Here is a 17,240-nt window from a genome sequence, read left to right on the forward strand (position 1 = left end):
CCGATATAGGGGCGGGAAGGCTGTAACGAAAGCGAAATGGGGCTTCCAAGTCCTCCCCCGCTCAAGCGAGGGAGGAATGATTGGGATCAATACCGGGCGAATTCCGTCGCGCGGCGGCCGAGCAGCGTCACTTCGACGCGGCGGTTCTGGCGCATGCCGGCAGCGGTGGCGTTGGTCGCGACGGGGTCGCGCTCGCCATGGCCGACGACGCTGAAGCGCGCACGCGTCACGCCCATCGCGTCGAAGGCGGCGCGGACGCTGGCGGCGCGGCGTTCCGACAGATCCTGGTTGTGGGCATCGGTGCCGCGCGAATCAGTGTAGCCGTCGATCGCGACGCGCACGCCCGGATTGTCCCGCAGATAGCGCGCGAGGGGGCGCAGCTTCTCGATCGCGCCGGGGCGCAGACGGTCGCTGTCGGTCGCGAACAGCACATCTTCGGACAGCGTCAGCGTCGCGCCGCGCGGCGTCTGGCGGAAGCCGTAATCGTGCATCGCGCGGCGATCCCAGCCTGGGGCGAGCACCTCGCGCGTCTCGACCACCACGGTCCGGTCGCGCGCATCCCAGTCGAAGCGGTCGCGACGCGGGCCGGCGATCCGCAGGAAGGCGCTGTTGGCGTCGGCAGCCTCGGCGGGCGAGACGCGGCCGTCACGATTGCGGTCGAAATTGCGCATCACGAACGCGCGGCCGCGGGGCGTGTCGCGCAATTCGGGGATCAGGCCCTGCACGCCCGCGCCAATCAGGCGATAGGGGCGATCGCCCGGCCGGCCGCCGCTCCAGTCCCAGCGATCCTGCGCCAGCGCCGGGGTGGCGATCCCGGCTGCCAGCATGGCGGCGATGATGATGGATTTGCTCATGATAATCTCCATTGGCCCCACGCCCGATGGCGAGCCGAATGGCCGATGTGGCTTGAACGTTCCGTGAGCCGCTCCGACAGCCGGGGTTCAGCCGCGCGTGCGCCTCCGCGACCGCTCAGCCGAGCGCGATGCGCGTCGCATCCGCGCCGATCGCGGCGAACAGCGCCGGCTCCGTGCCGGTCATCCACACCTGCCCATGGCCCGCGAGCCGATCGAATAGCGCGGCACGGCGAAGGGGGTCGAGGTGGGCCGCCACCTCGTCGAGCAGCAGGATCGGCGCATGGCCGGTGCGGCTGGCGACCAGTTCGGCATGGGCGAGGACGATGCCGAGCAGCAGCGCCTTCTGTTCGCCGGTAGAGGCAAGCGCCGCGGCCTGCCCCTTGCCAAGGTGTGTCACGGCAAGGTCGGCGCGATGGGGCCCGGCGAGCGCGCGGCCGGCCGCCGCATCGCGTGCCCGGCCGTGTCGCAGATCGGCAAGCAGCTCATCGGCGGTGCCGCCCCACCCCTCCAGCAGCAGCGCCGCGCGGGCGAACGGCCCGTCGGGCTGTTCCGCCAGCCGCTCGCCGAGTGCCGCCACCGTCTCACGCCGCGCGGCGTCGAGTGCCGCGCCATGCTGCGCCATCTGCGCCTCGAGCGCGGACAGCCATTGCGGGTCGGCCGGCTCGTCCGCGGTCAGCAGCCGGGTGCGTGCGCGCATCGCGGCTTCGTAGCGTGCGGCGTGTTGCGCATGCGCCGGCACCAGCGCCAGCGTCAGCCGGTCGAGGAAACGGCGGCGCTCGCCCGCCGGCTCGACGAACAGCCGGTCCATCGCGGGGGTCAGCCACAGGACGGTCAGCCATTCGGCCAGCGTATTGGCGGTCGCGGCGGCGCCTTGGATGCGCAACTGGCGCCGTTCGGGCGTCGCCGCCAGCGTGCCGGTCGCAATCTCGACCGCGCCATCGGGCAGCGCCAGCGTCGCCGCGATACCGAAGCCGCCCGGCCCATCCTGCCGCTGCATCGCCGATAGCGCCGCGCGGCGCAGGCCACGGCCGGGCGAGAGCAGCGATACCGCCTCCAGCACGTTGGTCTTGCCCGCGCCATTCTCGCCGGTCAGCACGACGAAGCCGGGTGCGGGCGCCAGCACCAGCTCCGCATGGTTGCGGAAATCGGTGAGGATCAGGCGCGACAGCATCGCGGTCGCGCCTAGCAGGTTCTGAAGCGCTTAGGCGAGCGCGGCTTGCGCCCGTGCCTTTTGCGTGGAGGCGTAGGAGGCGAGCTGTGGCCCCAGCGCGACCTGCGCATGGCGGTAGATCACCGGATCGGCGATCCCGAGCCGCACGCGCGCCGCGTCGAGCGGTTCGTGCATCAATGCCTCATAATCCTCACCCAGCAGCCACGCGGCGCGTTTGCCGTTGCGATAGCCTTCGCGCACCGCCTTCGCGAGCAAGGTGCCGCCGGTCTCGCGGATCGACTTCAGCGCCGCGCCGGTGGCGATGAACGCCCAGCCGAGGCCCCGCGTCTGCGCGTAGGAGAAGGCGACGAGACAGGCCTCGCCCATCGTCTCATCGGCCTTGTAGCCGGTGAGGACGTGCCAGATGTCATGAACGTCGCGCGTGCGCCGCCCCATCCAGGCATAAGGATGGATGACGTCGGTTTCGGAGGGATCGAGCCGGCTGACCTCGACCAGCCCGTCGGCGGAATAGCCGGTGGTGTCGAGGAATTCGCGATAGGCGGCGCCCACCGTGCCGGGCGCGAAGCCGTTCACCCAGTCGCGGTCCGCAAAGCGGCGCGCCAGCTCGACCCGCTCATAGGCCATGCGGCCGCCCTCGGGGGTCGCGATCAGCCGGGCATAGGCCTCTGCCGTGTCGCCGACGTTCAGCGAACGCATGATGCGGAACACTTGGCTGGTGTCATCGCCATTGGCGAGCAGCTTGCGCAACGCGCCGAAGGCGGTGCGCCAGTCGCGGCGGCCGGTCGTGCCGGGGAGGGGAGGAAGCTTGGCCATGGACCGATTCCTTTACTGACAATGATGTCAGCATGACGCGGAAGTCGTGGCTTGGCAAGCGGTTGCCGCACCGATGATGCGGCCGATCGCACATCGATCGGAACAACGGGTCGCAGCCTGTGGTTGGTGGGGTTCGGAATTGCGAGCAACGACGGGACGATATGCCATGGATTACAAGAAGATCGGCTTTGGCCTCGGGGCCTTCGCAGTGGGCGCGGCGGCCTGGACCGCCGGTACGGCGCTGATCGGCCCGAAGGTAGGGGCACGGCGTGCGGCGTCCAATGACGACGACGGCGTAGGCGCCGTGCCGGGCGACAGCACCACCAGTCCGATCGCGCCGCGGCCTGCGACGATGGCGGCGGCGCCGGTCGGTATGGCGGAAACCGAAAAGCACTTTACCGAGCGCGCCGGCAATCCTGCGGCCGAGCATGTGCCGACCGATCTGATGGGCGACACGCACCCCGGTAACGACAGCCGGGCGGCCGAACCCTTCCGTCCCGATCCCACCGCGGTACCGACCGAGGATGAGAAAGAGGCACTGCGCCCCGCCACCGGCCCGGCCCCCACACTGGTCGCCGATCGTGGCAGCGGCTTCAGCGAAGCGACCGGAGCGGCCTGATCGAGTGAAACCTTTCGGTGGGCCGGGACATTCTGGCTTCACTGCGGGGAACAGGAGGATGCAATGCGGACAGCGATTTTGGCGGTAATGGCGGCGGCGACGACGCTGGCGGGATGTGCGACCTATGGCGACGATCGCTATCGGAGCTATTCGGCCTATGACTATGACCGGGTCGATCCGAGCTATAACGGCTATTATGCCGATCGCTATTATGTCGACAATGCGCGCTATCGCGAACGCCGCCTGTCGTCGAACGATCGCATCTACCGCGGTCAGGATGGCCGCTATTACTGCCGCCGGACCGATGGCACGACCGGCCTGATCGTCGGCGCGGCAGCTGGCGGTACGCTGGGCGCGGCGATCGCACCGGGTGGATCGGGCCTGCTCGGTGCGTTGCTCGGCGGTGCGGCCGGTGCGGCGATTGGCCAGTCGGTTGACCGGAACAACGTGCGCTGCCGCTGATCCACGGCGGCTGTGACGGCAAAGGGCGGCCTTGGCGGGCCGCCCTTTTTCGTGTCAGTCGTTGCCGAGCAGCGAGGATTGGCGCGGGATCGTCTCGCCCTTGGGCTGGCCCTTGTCGAGCGTTTCGCTGGGACGGCGGGCGTCGCCGTCGCGTTGGTGCTCGGTCGACAGATTGGGCGCGCGCGTTTCGGTGGTGGGCGTGGCGGCGTCGTCGGACGAATGGGGCATGCTGTCTCTCCTTATGCCGACACGAACGGCCGGCGGCAGGGCGCCGTTCCGCTTGCCGCGCCGCGCTCTTCGGTTAAGCATGGCGGGGATATCCCGCCTTGCCCGGAGTTCCGATGCGTCAGACCCTGTTCGCCGCCCTGCTCGCCACCGCCGTCGCTGCGCCCGCGGTCGCACAAGGGCTTCACCAATATTACGGCCTCGCCATCGCCCCTGACGGCAGCCGTACCGCGACGATCGAAAGCAGCGGCGGCCATACCGTCATCACGCTGCGCAGTGCGACCGACGGGCGCGTGCTGCGGACGATCGATCCCTGCGCGACCTGCGGCTATTCCGACCTGAGCTTCGCGCCCAATGGCGACCTCGTGTTCCTTGCGCGCGATCCGGCCAGCAAGGGCGTGATGCTCGACTATGCGACCGGCACGGCGACGCGGACGATCGCGACCGTCCCCGGCATCGCGCAGACGCCGCGCGTCTCGCCCGACGGCAAGCGCATCGCGCTGCTGGTGACGCTGGGCGCCGAAAAGGAAGCAGGCGCGACGCAGCCGGGCGTGCGGATGATCGGCGAGATCGGCGAGAAGAACGATGAGCAGAGGCTGGCGGTGTTCGATGTCGCCAGCCCGTCGTCGACCGTGACGCCGCTGTCGCCGGCTGGCCGCTACGTCTACGAATATGACTGGACGCCGGATGGGCGCGGCTTCGTCGCGACGACGGCGCTGGGCAATGGCGACAACAATTGGTGGGTGGCGACGCTCGACGCGATCGATGCGCAGAGCGGCGCGGTGCGCTCGATCGCCAAGCCCGCGACGCAGATTAAGCATCCTCGCGTCTCGCCCGACGGCCGAACGGTGGCCTATATCGGTGGCCTGATGAGCGATTACGGCTCGATCGGCGGCGACGTCTTCACCGTGTCCGTCGCGGGCGGTACGCCGACCAACATCACCGCGGGCGCCAAGTCGACGGTGACGACGCTCGACTGGACGGCGGGCGGCCTGCGTACGGTCACGCTGGCGGGGGACGCGACGCAATTCGGCACGCTGGTGCCCGGCAAGCCCGTCGCTCCCGGGTTCGCCAAGCCTGCCACGGCCAGCGCGGGCGACGGCCGCGCCGCCTTCTCGGCGGATGGGCGCGCGGTCGCTGCCGTCGTGCAGGATTATGAACATGCGCCGGCGATCTACGCCGGCCCGATCGCCGCGGTGCGGCAGGTCACGCACGACAATGACGCCGCGCCCGCGCTCACGGGTGCGAAGAGCGTCAGCTGGAAGAACGAAGGCTATGACGTGCAGGGCTGGCTGCTCGCGCCCCTGACCCCGTCCGCAGGCAAGGCGCCGATGATCACGATGGTCCACGGCGGCCCGTCGTCGGCGTCGGTACCGGGCTATGTCACACCCAATTCGATGAACGGCGCTCTGCTGAAGGCGGGCTATTACGTCTTCCTGCCCAACGCTCGCGGCAGCTTCGGCCAGGGCGAGGCGTTCACCGCCGCCAACAAGCGCGATTTCGGCGGCGGCGATCTGCGCGACATCCTCGCCGGGATCGACGCGGTCGAGCGCGTCGCGCCGATCGACGACAACCGGCTGGGGCTGGGCGGGTGCAGCTATGGCGGCTTCATGACGATGTGGGCGAACACGCAGACGAACCGGTTCAAGGGTATCGTCGCGGGCGCCGGCATTTCGAACTGGATCAGCTATTATGGCACCAACGGCATCGACCAGTGGATGCTGCCGTTCTTCGGCAAGTCGATGTACGACGACATGAAGGCCTATGAGGACGTGTCGGCGGTGTACCGCCTGAAGAGCGCGCAGACCCCGACGTTCATCTATGTCGGCGAGCGCGATATCGAGGTGCCGCCGACCCAGTCGGTCGAATGGTGGCACGCGCTGAAGGCCAAGGGCGTGCCGGTCAGCCTGGTGATCTATCCCGATGCCGGCCATTGCGTGACCGCGCCGGCGCAGGCTGCCGACGTCGCGCGCGGGCGATCGCGTGGTTCGACACCTATGTGAAGAACGCGAAGTAAGGCGTCAGAGCAGGGGCTTGCCCGAATCCTTGAACCGGTCGAGCACCTGGGGTGCCGCGGGCAGGTTGTCGGTCGGGCGTGCCTTGTCCGGTGTCGCGGCGGGCGGCACGATATAGCTGCCGCTCGCCGCATAGCCGGGCTGGACCTGCTCGGGCCGCGTCATCGGCGGCACCGGCGCAACGCTGGCGATCAGCGCTGGCGACGTCGCAACGGGTGGCGCGATCAGGGGCATGTGCGGGCCGGGAACCGGCTCGCCGCCGCGATAGGGCGCGCTGAACGCGGCGCTGGTGCCCCAATAGCCCTTCCATCGGTGGAATAGATGCGCGCCGACCACGTCGGTCATCACCAGGCTGCGGTTCCAGGCGGGCGTCACGGCATAGGTGTGGTAATGCGTCGCCAGCCCGACGGGTGCGTAGACATATCCGGCGAGCGCCATGCCGGCATGGCGTGCCGCCCTGATCCAGGCAGCCCGCGACGGCACCCGTGCCATCGCGCCGTCGCAGGCGAAGCTGAACTGGCAGCCTGACCGCTCGGACCCCTGATAGACGACGCCGCACACCGTGTGCGGGAAGGCCGGATGACGCACGCGGTTCAGGATCACCTGCGCCACGGCGAGCTGGCCGGCGTCGGGTTCGGACGCGGCCTCGTAATAGATGGCGGCGGTGAGGCATTCGAGCGCGCGGGCGCGATCGACGCTGGAGGCGGTCTTGGTGGAAAAGGGTGCAGCGGCGACCACGCCGGCATCGGCGCGCATCGCCGCCGCCGCGAGCGCCGCAGAGACCGGCGTGGCGGGCAGGGCAATCGTACCGGTCACGCCCGGGGCAGGGGCGGCGCCGTCGCTCGCCCTCGACGCTACGGGGGTGGCGACATCGGTGTAGAGCAGGGCGGCGCCGGGGAAATGATCTTCCGCCTCATAGCCGGCGGGGGCGGGCATCGGCGGCGGATCGCCGGCCCCATGCGCCGCGATCGCCCGCCATGCGCCCTGCGCGACGATCAACGCGAGCACGAACAGCCCGACCGCCACGAGTGCGATCCACGCCCGCGTCAACCTCCGGATCGTCTGCCTGCGGACCTGCATGCCGCCGCCATAGCGTAAGGCACGTGCTGCGTCCGCCATGGATTTCCGGGCGTGCCGGAGTGGCACGACAGGGCTGAGCGGTAGGAATTTGGGGGCGGCTTCCCCACGCAAAGCGTCACCGGAACACATCCGGGGTGACGAGGTGGGCGGGGCAGACGTCGCGTGCCCCGCCCACCTGCGCACTTACTTCAGCGTCGCGCTGTCCAGCTTCAGTTCGCCCTCGGTCAGCGTTTCGGTGGCCGGGCGCGCCGCCTTCAGCGGCGTGAGGAACTGCTTGGCGTCGCCCACCACGGCGACGCTCGCCGCCTTGGGATCGAGCAGCTCCGCCGATGCCGCCTGCACTGCCGCCGGCGTCACCGCCTCCACCTTTGCGGTGTAGCGCTGCAATTCGGTCAGCGGCACGCCGTCGAGCACATATTCGCCGATGATCCCGGCGATCCCGTCGGTCGTCTCGACGCCACGGCCGAAATTGCCGACCAGCACCGCCTTGCGCGTCGACAGCTCCGCCTCGGGCACTGGCGTCGCGCCCATCCGCGCCATTTCGGCGGTCATCAGCGAGACGACCTCTGCTGCGGTCTGGTTCTTGGTCTGCGTGCGCGCCGCGATGCTGCCCGTGGTCCGCGCCGCATCGACGCTGCTGCCCGCGCCATACGCAAGGCCGCGCTTGATCCGCACTTCCTGGTTCAGCCGCGACGAAAAGCCGCCGCCCAGCACCGTGTTGGCGACCGCAAAGGGATAATAGCGCGGATCGGACCGCGGGATGGCGACGCGTTCGACGACGACGCCCGCCTGGCCCGCGCCCGGCATGTCGACGACGACGGTGCGCGGCGCCGGCAGCGTGCCGACCGCCGGCAGTGGCGTCGGCGCGCCCGCCGGCGCACGCCAGCCGCCGAACTGCGCCTTGGCGAGCGCCTCTGCCTGTGCCGGCGTCACGTCGCCGACCAGGATCAGCGTGGCCTGATCGGGCCGCCAAGTGCGAGCGTAGGCGGCGGTGACGTCGGCGCGGGTGATCGCCTTCAGCGATGCCGGCGTGCCCGATCCGGGTGCGCCATAGGGCGAGGCGCCGAAGGTCGCGCGGTCGGCGACCAGGGCGGCGAGCTGCGCCGGGTTCTTCATCGCGACCTTCACCGCGTCGACCTGCTGCGTCCGGGCGCGCTCCAGTTCCTCGGGCGCGAAGACGGGATGCTGCGCCACATCGGCCAGGATGTTGAGGGCCGGGGCCAGCTGGTCGGACTTTACCGTCACCTCGACGCTGCCGCCTTCGCTTGCCGCATTGGCACCGATCGAGCCACCCAGGCTTTCGACCTGACGTGCGATCTCGGTCGCCGAGCGCGTCGTCGTGCCCTTGGTCATCAGATTGGCGGCGAGGCTGCTGACGCCCGAACGATCCGCCGGATCGAGCGCCTGGCCGCCCGTGCCAACCAGATAGGCGGTGGCGATCGGCAGGTCGTGACGCTCGACCGTGACGACGCGCAGACCGTTGGCGAGCCGCGCCTCGACCGGCTGCGGCAGGTTGGCGGTGACCGGCGCGCCGGGGGCGGGCGGCAGGATGCGCTGGCCTTCGGGTGCGGGCGTGACGATCGCGATGTCGGCGGGCGGGGTCAGCGCTTCGGTCCGCACGGTCGGCGCGACCGCGATCCTGTCGCCGGTCTGGCCGGCCGGCTTGGCGCTGTCGGGCAGATAGCGGATCGTCGCGGACTGGGCGTCCCCCAGATACTGACGCGCGACGCGCTGCACGTCGGCGGCGGTGACCTGCTGGATCGCGGCGAGCTGGCGATCGGCGGCGCGGGGATCGCCATCGATGATCACCGACGAGGCGAGCAGGCGCGCCTTGCCCTCCGCGGTTTCACGGCTCTTGATCGCGGCGGTGACGATCTCGTTCTTCGCCTCCGCGAGTTCGGCGGCACTGACCGGCGCGTCGCGGAACCGCGCGATCTCGCGCTTCAGCGCAGCCTCGCCCTGGTCCGCGGTCTTGCCGTCGGCCAGGATCGCATAGGCGACGAGGTTGCCCGTGCCCTGCTTGCTGTCGAGGAAGGATGAGGCATCCTGCGCCAGCTGGTCGCGATAGACGAGGCTCTCGTACATCCGGCTGCTCTCGCCCGTCGACAGGATCGTGTTGAGCACGGTCAGCGCAGGAATGTCGGCGCTACGGTCGGCGGGGACGTGCCAGGTCATGACGACCGCGGGCAAAGGCGTGTTGGGTTCGTAGACGGTATAGCTCACCGGCTTGGCGCGCATCGGTTCCTGCACGGTGACGCGCGGGATCGCTGTCGTCGGCCGCACGATCTTGCTGAAATAGCGATCCACCCAGGCGTCGAGCTGCTTGGGATCGAAATTGCCGGCGACCACCAGAATCGCATTGTCCGGCCGGTAATAGGTGGCGTGGAAGGCGCGGACGTCGTCGATCGAGGCGGCTTCCAGATTCTCGATGCTGCCGATCGTCGATCGCGCATAGGGGTGCGTCGTGTAGGATGCTGCCGACAGATAGGTGGAGAACAGCTTGCCGTAGGGGCGGGCGAGCGTGGACTGCCGCAGCTCTTCCTTCACCACGTCGCGCTCGGATGCGAAGCTCTTGGGTTCGACCACCAGGCTCGCCATGCGATCGGCTTCGGCGAACAGCAGCCGCTGCAGATGGTTGGCGGGGACGACCTCGTAATAATTGGTGTAATCGTCGTTGGTCGAGGCGTTGTTATAGCCGCCGACGTCCTCGGTCAGGCGGTCCATCTGTTCGGAAACGAGGTTGCGCGTCGCCTTGAACATCAGATGCTCGAACATGTGCGCGAAGCCCGAGCGGCCCTTGGGATCGTCCTTCGACCCGACATCATACCACACCTGCACCGCGACATTGGGCGTCGACGTGTCGCGCAGCGCATAGACGCGCAGGCCGTTCGGCAGCGTGCGCTCGGTATAGGCGATCGGCTTGACGACGGTCGCGGCAGGCGCGGCGGTCTGCGCATTGGCGGCGAGGGGGAGCAGCGCGGCCCCGAGCAGAAGGGCGGCACGAACGAGGCGCATGGGATGCTCCGGTTAGGACGAGATGATGCCGTCGGTTGAACCGGAGGTTGGGGATGGTGTCAATCGCCCCTCAGGCTGCGTCGTCATTCCCGCACAGGCGGGAATCCAGAACCGCTACCGTCGCGGCCCCATCGCGGGACCTGCGCGTCTGGATCCCCGCCTGCGCGGGGATGACGATGGCTTGAGGTCAGTCCTTCTTCTTCCCCGAATTGGCGAACAGCACCGCCGCGGCGACCGCGGCCGATCCGATGCCGACGCCGATGATACGCATCGGCCAATGGCTCTTGCGGCCCTGCACCTTGGCCTGCGCGGCGGCATCCTGCTGCGCCTTGGCCGCAGCGGCGGCTTCGAGGATCTCGTTGGGCTGATCCGACATACTCACTCTCCCTTGCCCCGTTGATACGCTGCGCGAAAACCATTCGCGAACGAGGTCAGTTCACCGGCCGCAATGGCGGCTCTGAGGTCCGCCATCAAGGCTTCGTAGAACCAGATGTTATGTTCGGTCATCAACATCGCACCCAGAATTTCACCCGCGCGGACGAGGTGGTGGATATAGGCGCGGCTCCAGGTCGCACAGACCGGACAGCCGCACGCCGGGTCGAGCGGTGCCTGATCCTCGCCGAACTTCGCATTGCGCAGGTTGATCGGGCCGTTGCGGGTGAACGCCTGGCCGGTCCGCCCCGAGCGCGTCGGCATGACGCAGTCGAACATGTCGATGCCGCGTTCCACCGCGCCGACGATATCGTCGGGTTTGCCGACGCCCATCAGATAGCGCGGCTTGTCCTGCGGCAATTGCCCCGGGGCGAAGTCGAGGCAGCCGAACATCGCCTCCTGCCCTTCGCCGACCGCTAGGCCGCCGACCGCATAGCCATCGAAGCCGATGTCGATCAGCGCATCGGCGCTCGCCTTGCGGAAGGACTCGTCGAGCGCGCCCTGCTGGATGCCGAAGATCGCATTGTTGTCGGCATGCTCGCCGCCACTGTCGAACGCATCGCGGCTGCGCTTCGCCCAGCGCATCGAGCGTTCCATCGCCGCGGCCTGGACCTCGCGCGTCGAGGTCGTCGGTACCAATTCGTCGAACGCCATCACGATATTGGAGCCGAGCAGTCGCTGGATCTCGATCGATCGCTCCGGACTGAGCAGGTGGCGCGTGCCATCGAGGTGGCTCTTGAACGACACGCCCTCTTCGGATCGCTTGGTCAGGTCGGCGAGGCTCATCACCTGATAGCCACCCGAATCGGTCAGGATCGGTTTGTCCCAGCCCATGAAGCCGTGGAGCCCGCCCAGCCGCGCGACCCGTTCCGCGCCGGGGCGCAGCATCAGGTGATAGGTGTTGCCGAGAATGATGTCGGCGCCCGCGTTGGCGACGTCGGCGGGCTTCATCGCCTTCACGGTGGCGGCGGTGCCGACCGGCATGAAGGCGGGCGTACGGATGACCCCACGCTGCATCTGGATCGTGCCAGTGCGCGCGCGGCCGTCGGTGGCGGCGATGGTGAAGGCGAAACGGGAAGACATGTCGTGCGCTTTGGCGAAAGCGGTCAGCGGTGTCGAGCCGCCGCTACCGCTTGCGCTTGCCGCCGCGCGGATCGGGGGCGCGGGGTGCCATGCTGCGGATCGTCAAACATTCTTTCCGTGTGACGGCGCCGTCCTTGTCGACGTCGAGCCGCGCGAACACCCGCGCCATCGCCGCCTGCAATTCGGCGAGCGTGATGCGGTTGTCACCATCGCTATCCACTTCGAAGGGGCTGGGCAGCGCATTGGGATCGCCCAGCCAGCGCGTCGACCAGTCGGCGAACGCGATATAGCCGAGCGAGCCGGTGTGAGCGGTGTCGATCGCGGCGAAGCTGCGCCCCACGCCCGCGGCAAGCTCGGCGCGGGTGGTGCGGCCGTCGCCGTCGCTGTCGAATGCGGCGATCGCCATCGCAACCGGCTCGACGACCAGCGTTGCGGGCGGCTGGGCCGGGGCGGCTACAGGCGTCGCCGCCTGAAGAAGAAGCGTCAGCAGCATCGGCCGCGATCATGCCAGCGGGCAGACCCGTACGCCATCGCTATCCGCGTGTCGGCAGCAGCAGCGAGGCGTCGCCGTAGGAATAGAAGCGGTAGCCGTTGGCAATGGCATGCGCGTACGCCGCCTGCATCCGCTCGCGCCCCATCAGTGCCGAGACGAGCATGAACAGCGTCGATTTGGGCAGGTGGAAGTTGGTGAGCAGGCCGTCGATGCCGCGGAAGGTGTAGCCGGGGGTGATGAAGATCGCGGTGTCGCCTTCGAAAGGGCGGATGACGCGATCCGTGCCGCTCGCGCTTTCGATCAGGCGCAGCGAGGTGGTGCCGACCGCGATCACCCGGCCGCCGCGTGCGCGGACCGCGTTCAAGCGATCGGCGGTGGCGGCGTCGATGCGGCCCCATTCGGCGTGCATCCGGTGGTCATCGGTGTCGTCCGCCTTGACGGGCAGAAAGGTGCCGGCGCCGACGTGCAGCGTCAGCGTCTCGTGGCCGACGCCGGCGGCATCCAGCGCGGCGATCAGATCCGGCGTGAAGTGCAGCGCCGCCGTGGGCGCGGCGACGGCGCCGGGTTCGGCCGCGAACATCGTCTGGTAATCGTCGGCGTCGCGCGCGTCGGTGGGGCGCTTGGCGGCGATATAGGGCGGCAGCGGCATGCGGCCAGCGCGTTCGAGCAGCAGCTCGACCGGCTCGTCCCCCGAGAAGTCGAGTGCGAGGCTGCCATCCTCGCCGCGATCGGTGGCGATGGCGGTGACGCCCGACCCAAAATCGATGCTGTCACCGTCGCGCAGGCGGCGCGCGTTGCGGACGAAGGCGCGCCAGCGGCGCGGTCCTTCGCGCTTGTGCAGCGTCGCGCCGATCTTCGCCTCGCCGCGTCGCCCCTCAAGCTGCGCGGGGATGACGCGCGTGTCGTTGAAGACCAGGCAATCGCCTGCGCGCAATTCGGCCGGCAGGTCGCGGACGATGCGGTCGCGCGTCGCATCGCCGTCCAACACCAGCAGCCGTGCCGAATCGCGCGGAGCGGCGGGCCGCAGCGCGATCCGCTCGGCCGGCAGCTCGAAATCGAAGAGGTCGACCTTCACTTGCGGGCAGGCGCCTTCTTGGCGGGCGCCGTCTTGCGGGCCGGGGCGACCGCCTTCTTCGGCGCGGCGGTACCGGCCGATTCGCCGCCCGGCAGCGTCACGGGCGCGCCAAGCGTCACCGGGGCCGGAGCAGGCGCGGGGGTGTAGGCAGGCGGATTGTCGGCGGCGATGTACGCATGGACGATCTTGGTCGGATCCGCGGGCGGCTCGCCACGCTGAATAGCATCGACATACTGCATACCATCAATCACCCGACCGAAGACGGTGTACTTCTTGTCGAGGCTGAGCTTCGGCTGGAAGACGATGAAGAACTGGCTGTTCGCGCTGTTCGGATCGTCCGCGCGCGCCGCCGACACCGCGCCGCGGACGTGGGGCAGATAGTTGAACTCCGACGGCACGTTGGGCAGCGTCGATCCGCCGGTGCCGTCACCCTTGGGATCGCCGCCCTGCGCCATGAAGCCGTCGATCACGCGGTGAAAGGCGAGGCCGTCATAGAAATGCTGGCGGGTGAGCATCTTGATCCGCTCGACCATCTTGGGCGCCACGTCGGGACGTAGCCAGATGGTGACGCGGCCACCGTCCGACAGGTCGAGCAGCCAGAGGTTTTCCTTGTCGGTGGTCAGCGGCGGCGTCGCGCGCTGGGTGACGTCGTCGGTGCCGGGAACGCTCTGTGCAAAGGCAGGCGCGGCGAACAGGCACAACAGAAACGCAAACAGACGGGCGAACGGGCGCATGAGATTCCCAACCTAGGTGATGCGAGGCGGCTTAGAGCAAATCGCAGGTTGCACCAAACTGAACATCGTGGCGGCAATGGGGCGGGGTGCCGTTCTCGCTTCGTCACTCCGGAACGATTCCGGGGTGACGGCAGGGAGAGGAGCTCTCAGCTGCCCCGTCGGCCCAGCTTCTCGACGCGCGCCACCACTTCCTCGCACACCGTCGGCGTGACGAAGCGCTGGATCGGGCCGCCGAACATCGCGATCTCCTTGACTAGCCGGCTGGCGATCGGCTGCAGCGCGACATCGGCCATCAGGAAGACGGTTTCGACGCGCGGATTGATCTGCTGGTTCATGCCGGCCATCTGATATTCATATTCGAAATCGGCGACGGCGCGCAGGCCGCGGACGATGACCTTGGCGCCCTCGCGCTCGGCGAAGTCCATCAGCAGCGAATCGAAGGCGACGACGTCGATCGATCCGGCGATCCCCTCTACCTCGCGGCGGACGATCGCCATGCGCTCGTCGAGGCTGAACATGGGGGACTTGGAGGGGTTGGTCGTCACGCCGATCACCAGCCGGTCGACCAGCTTGGCGCCGCGGCGGATGATGTCCATATGCCCCAAAGTGATGGGGTCGAAGGTGCCCGGATAGACGCCGATCCGCTCGCTCATGTCCGCCCCCTGTGTTCGATGCTTATGGTGTTTCGTGAATGTCGGTCAGCGATCCCGCTCGACGACGTAGCGTGCCACCGCGCGCAGCACATCGGCTTCCGACCCGAAGGCATGCAGGTGCGCGATCGCCTGATCGACGAGCATGCGGCATTGGTCGCGCGCGCGTTCGACGCCGAGCAGCGACAGGAACGTCTCCTTGCCGGCCGCGCCATCCTTGCGCAACGCCTTGCCGACCACCGCTTCGTCGCCCTCGGCATCGAGCAGATCGTCGGCGATCTGGAAGGCGAGGCCCAGGTCGTGCGCATAGCCGCGCAAGCTGCGGCGCCCCTCTGGCGGGACACGCCCCAGGATCGCCCCCATTTCCACCGACACCCCGATCAGCGCCCCGGTCTTCATCTGCTGCAGCCGGGTGACGGTGGCGAGGTCGAACGTCATGCGCTCGGCGACGAGGTCCATCATCTGCCCGCCCGCCATGCCCGACGGGCCGGAGGCGCGCGCCAGTTCCATCACCAGTTCGGCGCGAACGAAGGGGTCGGCATGCGTCGCGGGATCGGCGAGCACTTCGAAGGCGAGTGCGTGCAGGCAATCGCCCGCCAGGATCGCGGTCGCCTCGTCGAACGCCTTATGGACCGTCGGTTTGCCGCGACGCATGTCGTCGTCGTCCATCGCGGGCAGATCGTCGTGGATCAGCGAATAGACGTGGATCGCCTCGACCGCCATCGCGACCTCGCCCGCGCAGTCGCGGTCGACGCCGAACAGGTCGGCCGTCGCGCACAGCAGCAGCGGGCGCAGCCGCTTGCCGCCACCGATCGCGGCATGGCGCATCGCCTGGTACAGGTCTGCGCGCGGATCCGCGGGCACGGCGAGCAGCCGGTCGAAGCGCGCGTCGATATCCGCGGCGACGGCGGCAAGCGCCTGGTCGAGCGAGGGCGCGGTCGCGCTGGTCATCGGATCAGCCTGCGGCAAAGGGGCGGGTGCCGGCGGCCTTGCCCTCGGCATCGAGGCGGATCGCCTCGATCCGGGCCTGTGCCGCGTCGAGCCGGTCGGCGCAGCGCTGGCGCAGCCGATCGCCGCGTTCGTAGAGCTGGATCGATTCGTCGAGCGTCGCTTCGCCGCTTTCGAGGCGGCTGACGATGCGTTCCAGTTCCTTCAGAGCGTCTTCGAACGACAGGGTTTCGATCGGCGTATCCATGCGCGTCGCTATGGGGCAGCGGCGGGACGCACGCAAGGATGCGCGCAGAGCCCGCCGCTTACCCGAATCAGACGCGCATCGGCATGAGCACGTAGAGTGCGGGCGCCTTGTCGTTTTCGCGGATCAGCGTCGGTGCGGCGGCATCGTTGAGATGCACCTCCACCACGTCGCCATCGATCTGGCCAAGGATGTCGAGCAGATAGCGGCTGTTGAAGCCGATCTCGAACGGCATCGCGGCATAGTCGCCCGGCACCTCTTCGGCGGCGGTGCCGTTTTCGGGGCTGGTAACCGACAAGGTGATCTTGTCGCGATCGAGCGCCATCTTCACCGCGCGGGTCTTTTCGGTCGCGATCGTGGACACGCGATCGACGCCCTCCATGAAGCTCTTGGGATCGAGCTTGAGGATCTTGTCGTTCGCGGTCGGGATGACGCGGCTGTAATCGGGGAAGGTGCCGTCGATCAGCTTGCTGGTCAGGATGGCATTGCCCAGGTCGAAGCGGATCTTGGTGCCCGAAAGCGACACGCCGACCGAGCCGTCGATCTCATCGAGGAGCTTGCGCAATTCACCGACGCACTTCCGCGGCACGATCACGTCGGGCATGCCGGCGGCACCTTCCGGGCGCGGCAGCGTGACGCGGGCGAGACGGTGGCCATCGGTGGCGGCGGCCTTCAGCGTCGGCTCCGACGCTTCGTCCTGGACGTGCAGGAAGATGCCGTTGAGGTAATAACGCGTTTCTTCGGTCGAGATGGCGAAGCGCGTCTTGTCGATGATCTGCTTCAGCGTATCCGCCGGAATCTCGAACTGCGTCGGCAGCTCGCCTTCCGCGATCACCGGGAAGTCATCGCGCGGCAACGTGCCGAGGCTGAAGCGCGCGCGGCCGGCCACGATCGTCATGCGGCCTTCGGCGGCGGTCAGCTGCACCTGCGCGCCTTCGGGCAGCTTGCGGGCGATGTCGAACAGGGTGTGCGCCGACACGGTGGTCGAACCCGGCTGGTCGACCGCGGCCTGCACCGATTCGTTGATCTGCAAATCGAGGTCCGTCGCCATCAGCCGCAGCTGGCCCTCGGCCGTCGCCTCGAGCAGCACGTTCGACAGGATCGGGATGGTGTTGCGCCGCTCCACGACGGACTGGACATGGCTCAGTCCCTTGAGGAGCGTTGCACGTTCGATCGTCGCCTTCATGGATATCCCCCGTCCCCCGAGTCCGGGGCGTGTTCCTCATCAGTCCTACCCACGAAAAAGGGGTCGGAGCAAGCACTCCGACCCCTCGGGCGATTCCGGTTAACAGCCGGTTAGCGGATTGGTCGCGATTCCGGTTCCGTT

18 protein-coding genes are annotated in these 17,240 nt (G+C 68.6%); 3 read left to right on the forward strand and 15 right to left on the reverse strand.

Annotated elements, in window-relative coordinates:
• Positions 1-86 precede the first annotated feature (86 nt).
• The 3 genes from ACGVWT_RS03235 to ACGVWT_RS03245 form a co-directional block, all read right to left on the reverse strand.
• Positions 87-854 (reverse strand): OmpA family protein, encoded by a 768-nt coding sequence (locus tag ACGVWT_RS03235; RefSeq protein WP_116461373.1) that lies wholly within the window; start codon positions 852-854, stop codon positions 87-89.
• 115 nt (positions 855-969) lie between these two features.
• A complete protein-coding gene (gene recF, locus ACGVWT_RS03240) occupies positions 970-2,025 on the reverse strand; it encodes a DNA replication/repair protein RecF (protein ID WP_315460586.1) in 1,056 nt (351 codons plus the stop codon).
• 30 nt (positions 2,026-2,055) lie between these two features.
• Complete coding sequence (locus tag ACGVWT_RS03245; RefSeq protein WP_315460585.1) at positions 2,056-2,838, reverse strand: Coq4 family protein; 783 nt, start codon at positions 2,836-2,838, stop codon at positions 2,056-2,058.
• 166 nt (positions 2,839-3,004) lie between these two features.
• On the opposite strand from ACGVWT_RS03245, the gene ACGVWT_RS03250 reads away from it, so the two are divergent.
• Entirely contained in the window at positions 3,005-3,457 is a 453-nt protein-coding gene (locus tag ACGVWT_RS03250) for a hypothetical protein (RefSeq protein WP_315460584.1), read from the forward strand.
• A gap of 63 nt (positions 3,458-3,520) precedes the next feature.
• Positions 3,521-3,919 (forward strand): glycine zipper 2TM domain-containing protein, encoded by a 399-nt coding sequence (locus ACGVWT_RS03255; protein ID WP_207771637.1) that lies wholly within the window; start codon positions 3,521-3,523, stop codon positions 3,917-3,919.
• A gap of 54 nt (positions 3,920-3,973) precedes the next feature.
• On the opposite strand, the gene ACGVWT_RS03260 is transcribed toward ACGVWT_RS03255, so the two are convergent.
• Positions 3,974-4,147: a hypothetical protein gene (locus ACGVWT_RS03260; RefSeq protein WP_315460583.1), complete on the reverse strand. Its 174-nt coding sequence runs from the start codon at positions 4,145-4,147 to the stop codon at positions 3,974-3,976.
• A 113-nt stretch (positions 4,148-4,260) separates the two neighbouring features.
• On the opposite strand from ACGVWT_RS03260, the gene ACGVWT_RS03265 reads away from it, so the two are divergent.
• The gene (locus ACGVWT_RS03265) at positions 4,261-6,147 is read left to right on the forward strand and encodes a S9 family peptidase (protein ID WP_394425289.1); all 1,887 of its coding nucleotides are present in this window, start codon (positions 4,261-4,263) and stop codon (positions 6,145-6,147) included.
• A gap of 18 nt (positions 6,148-6,165) precedes the next feature.
• Here the strand turns inward: ACGVWT_RS03265 and ACGVWT_RS03270 are convergent, their stop codons facing one another.
• From ACGVWT_RS03270 to dnaN, 11 genes are all read right to left on the reverse strand, one after another.
• Positions 6,166-7,209 carry a cell wall hydrolase gene (locus ACGVWT_RS03270; protein WP_315461012.1) on the reverse strand — a complete coding sequence of 348 codons (1,044 nt, stop codon included), beginning with the start codon at positions 7,207-7,209 and terminating at the stop codon, positions 6,166-6,168.
• A 213-nt stretch (positions 7,210-7,422) separates the two neighbouring features.
• Positions 7,423-10,254 carry a pitrilysin family protein gene (locus tag ACGVWT_RS03275; protein WP_315460581.1) on the reverse strand — a complete coding sequence of 944 codons (2,832 nt, stop codon included), beginning with the start codon at positions 10,252-10,254 and terminating at the stop codon, positions 7,423-7,425.
• A 187-nt stretch (positions 10,255-10,441) separates the two neighbouring features.
• Positions 10,442-10,630, reverse strand: coding sequence for a hypothetical protein (locus ACGVWT_RS03280; RefSeq protein ID WP_017979936.1), 189 nt, complete (start codon positions 10,628-10,630; stop codon positions 10,442-10,444).
• A 2-nt stretch (positions 10,631-10,632) separates the two neighbouring features.
• Entirely contained in the window at positions 10,633-11,769 is a 1,137-nt protein-coding gene (gene tgt, locus ACGVWT_RS03285; RefSeq protein WP_315460580.1) for a tRNA guanosine(34) transglycosylase Tgt, read from the reverse strand.
• Positions 11,770-11,812: 43 nt separating this feature from the next.
• Positions 11,813-12,262: an EF-hand domain-containing protein gene (locus ACGVWT_RS03290; protein WP_315460579.1), complete on the reverse strand. Its 450-nt coding sequence runs from the start codon at positions 12,260-12,262 to the stop codon at positions 11,813-11,815.
• 40 nt (positions 12,263-12,302) lie between these two features.
• Entirely contained in the window at positions 12,303-13,337 is a 1,035-nt protein-coding gene (gene queA / locus ACGVWT_RS03295) for a tRNA preQ1(34) S-adenosylmethionine ribosyltransferase-isomerase QueA (RefSeq protein ID WP_315460578.1), read from the reverse strand.
• Positions 13,334-14,071 (reverse strand): peptidylprolyl isomerase, encoded by a 738-nt coding sequence (locus tag ACGVWT_RS03300; RefSeq protein WP_315460577.1) that lies wholly within the window; start codon positions 14,069-14,071, stop codon positions 13,334-13,336. The genes queA and ACGVWT_RS03300 overlap by 4 nt, the downstream gene beginning before the upstream one ends.
• Before the next feature lie 146 nt (positions 14,072-14,217).
• Entirely contained in the window at positions 14,218-14,724 is a 507-nt protein-coding gene (gene coaD / locus ACGVWT_RS03305) for a pantetheine-phosphate adenylyltransferase (protein WP_017979931.1), read from the reverse strand.
• 45 nt (positions 14,725-14,769) lie between these two features.
• Positions 14,770-15,672: a polyprenyl synthetase family protein gene (locus ACGVWT_RS03310; protein ID WP_315460576.1), complete on the reverse strand. Its 903-nt coding sequence runs from the start codon at positions 15,670-15,672 to the stop codon at positions 14,770-14,772.
• 4 nt (positions 15,673-15,676) lie between these two features.
• Complete coding sequence (locus tag ACGVWT_RS03315) at positions 15,677-15,916, reverse strand: exodeoxyribonuclease VII small subunit (protein WP_017979929.1); 240 nt, start codon at positions 15,914-15,916, stop codon at positions 15,677-15,679.
• Between the two features lie 67 nt (positions 15,917-15,983).
• Positions 15,984-17,099 (reverse strand): DNA polymerase III subunit beta, encoded by a 1,116-nt coding sequence (dnaN, locus tag ACGVWT_RS03320; RefSeq protein ID WP_017979928.1) that lies wholly within the window; start codon positions 17,097-17,099, stop codon positions 15,984-15,986.
• Positions 17,100-17,240: the final 141 nt, after the last annotated feature.

Origin of the sequence: Sphingomonas sp. S6 (assembly GCF_043498045.1) — a bacterium.
Classification (GTDB): domain Bacteria; phylum Pseudomonadota; class Alphaproteobacteria; order Sphingomonadales; family Sphingomonadaceae; genus Sphingomonas.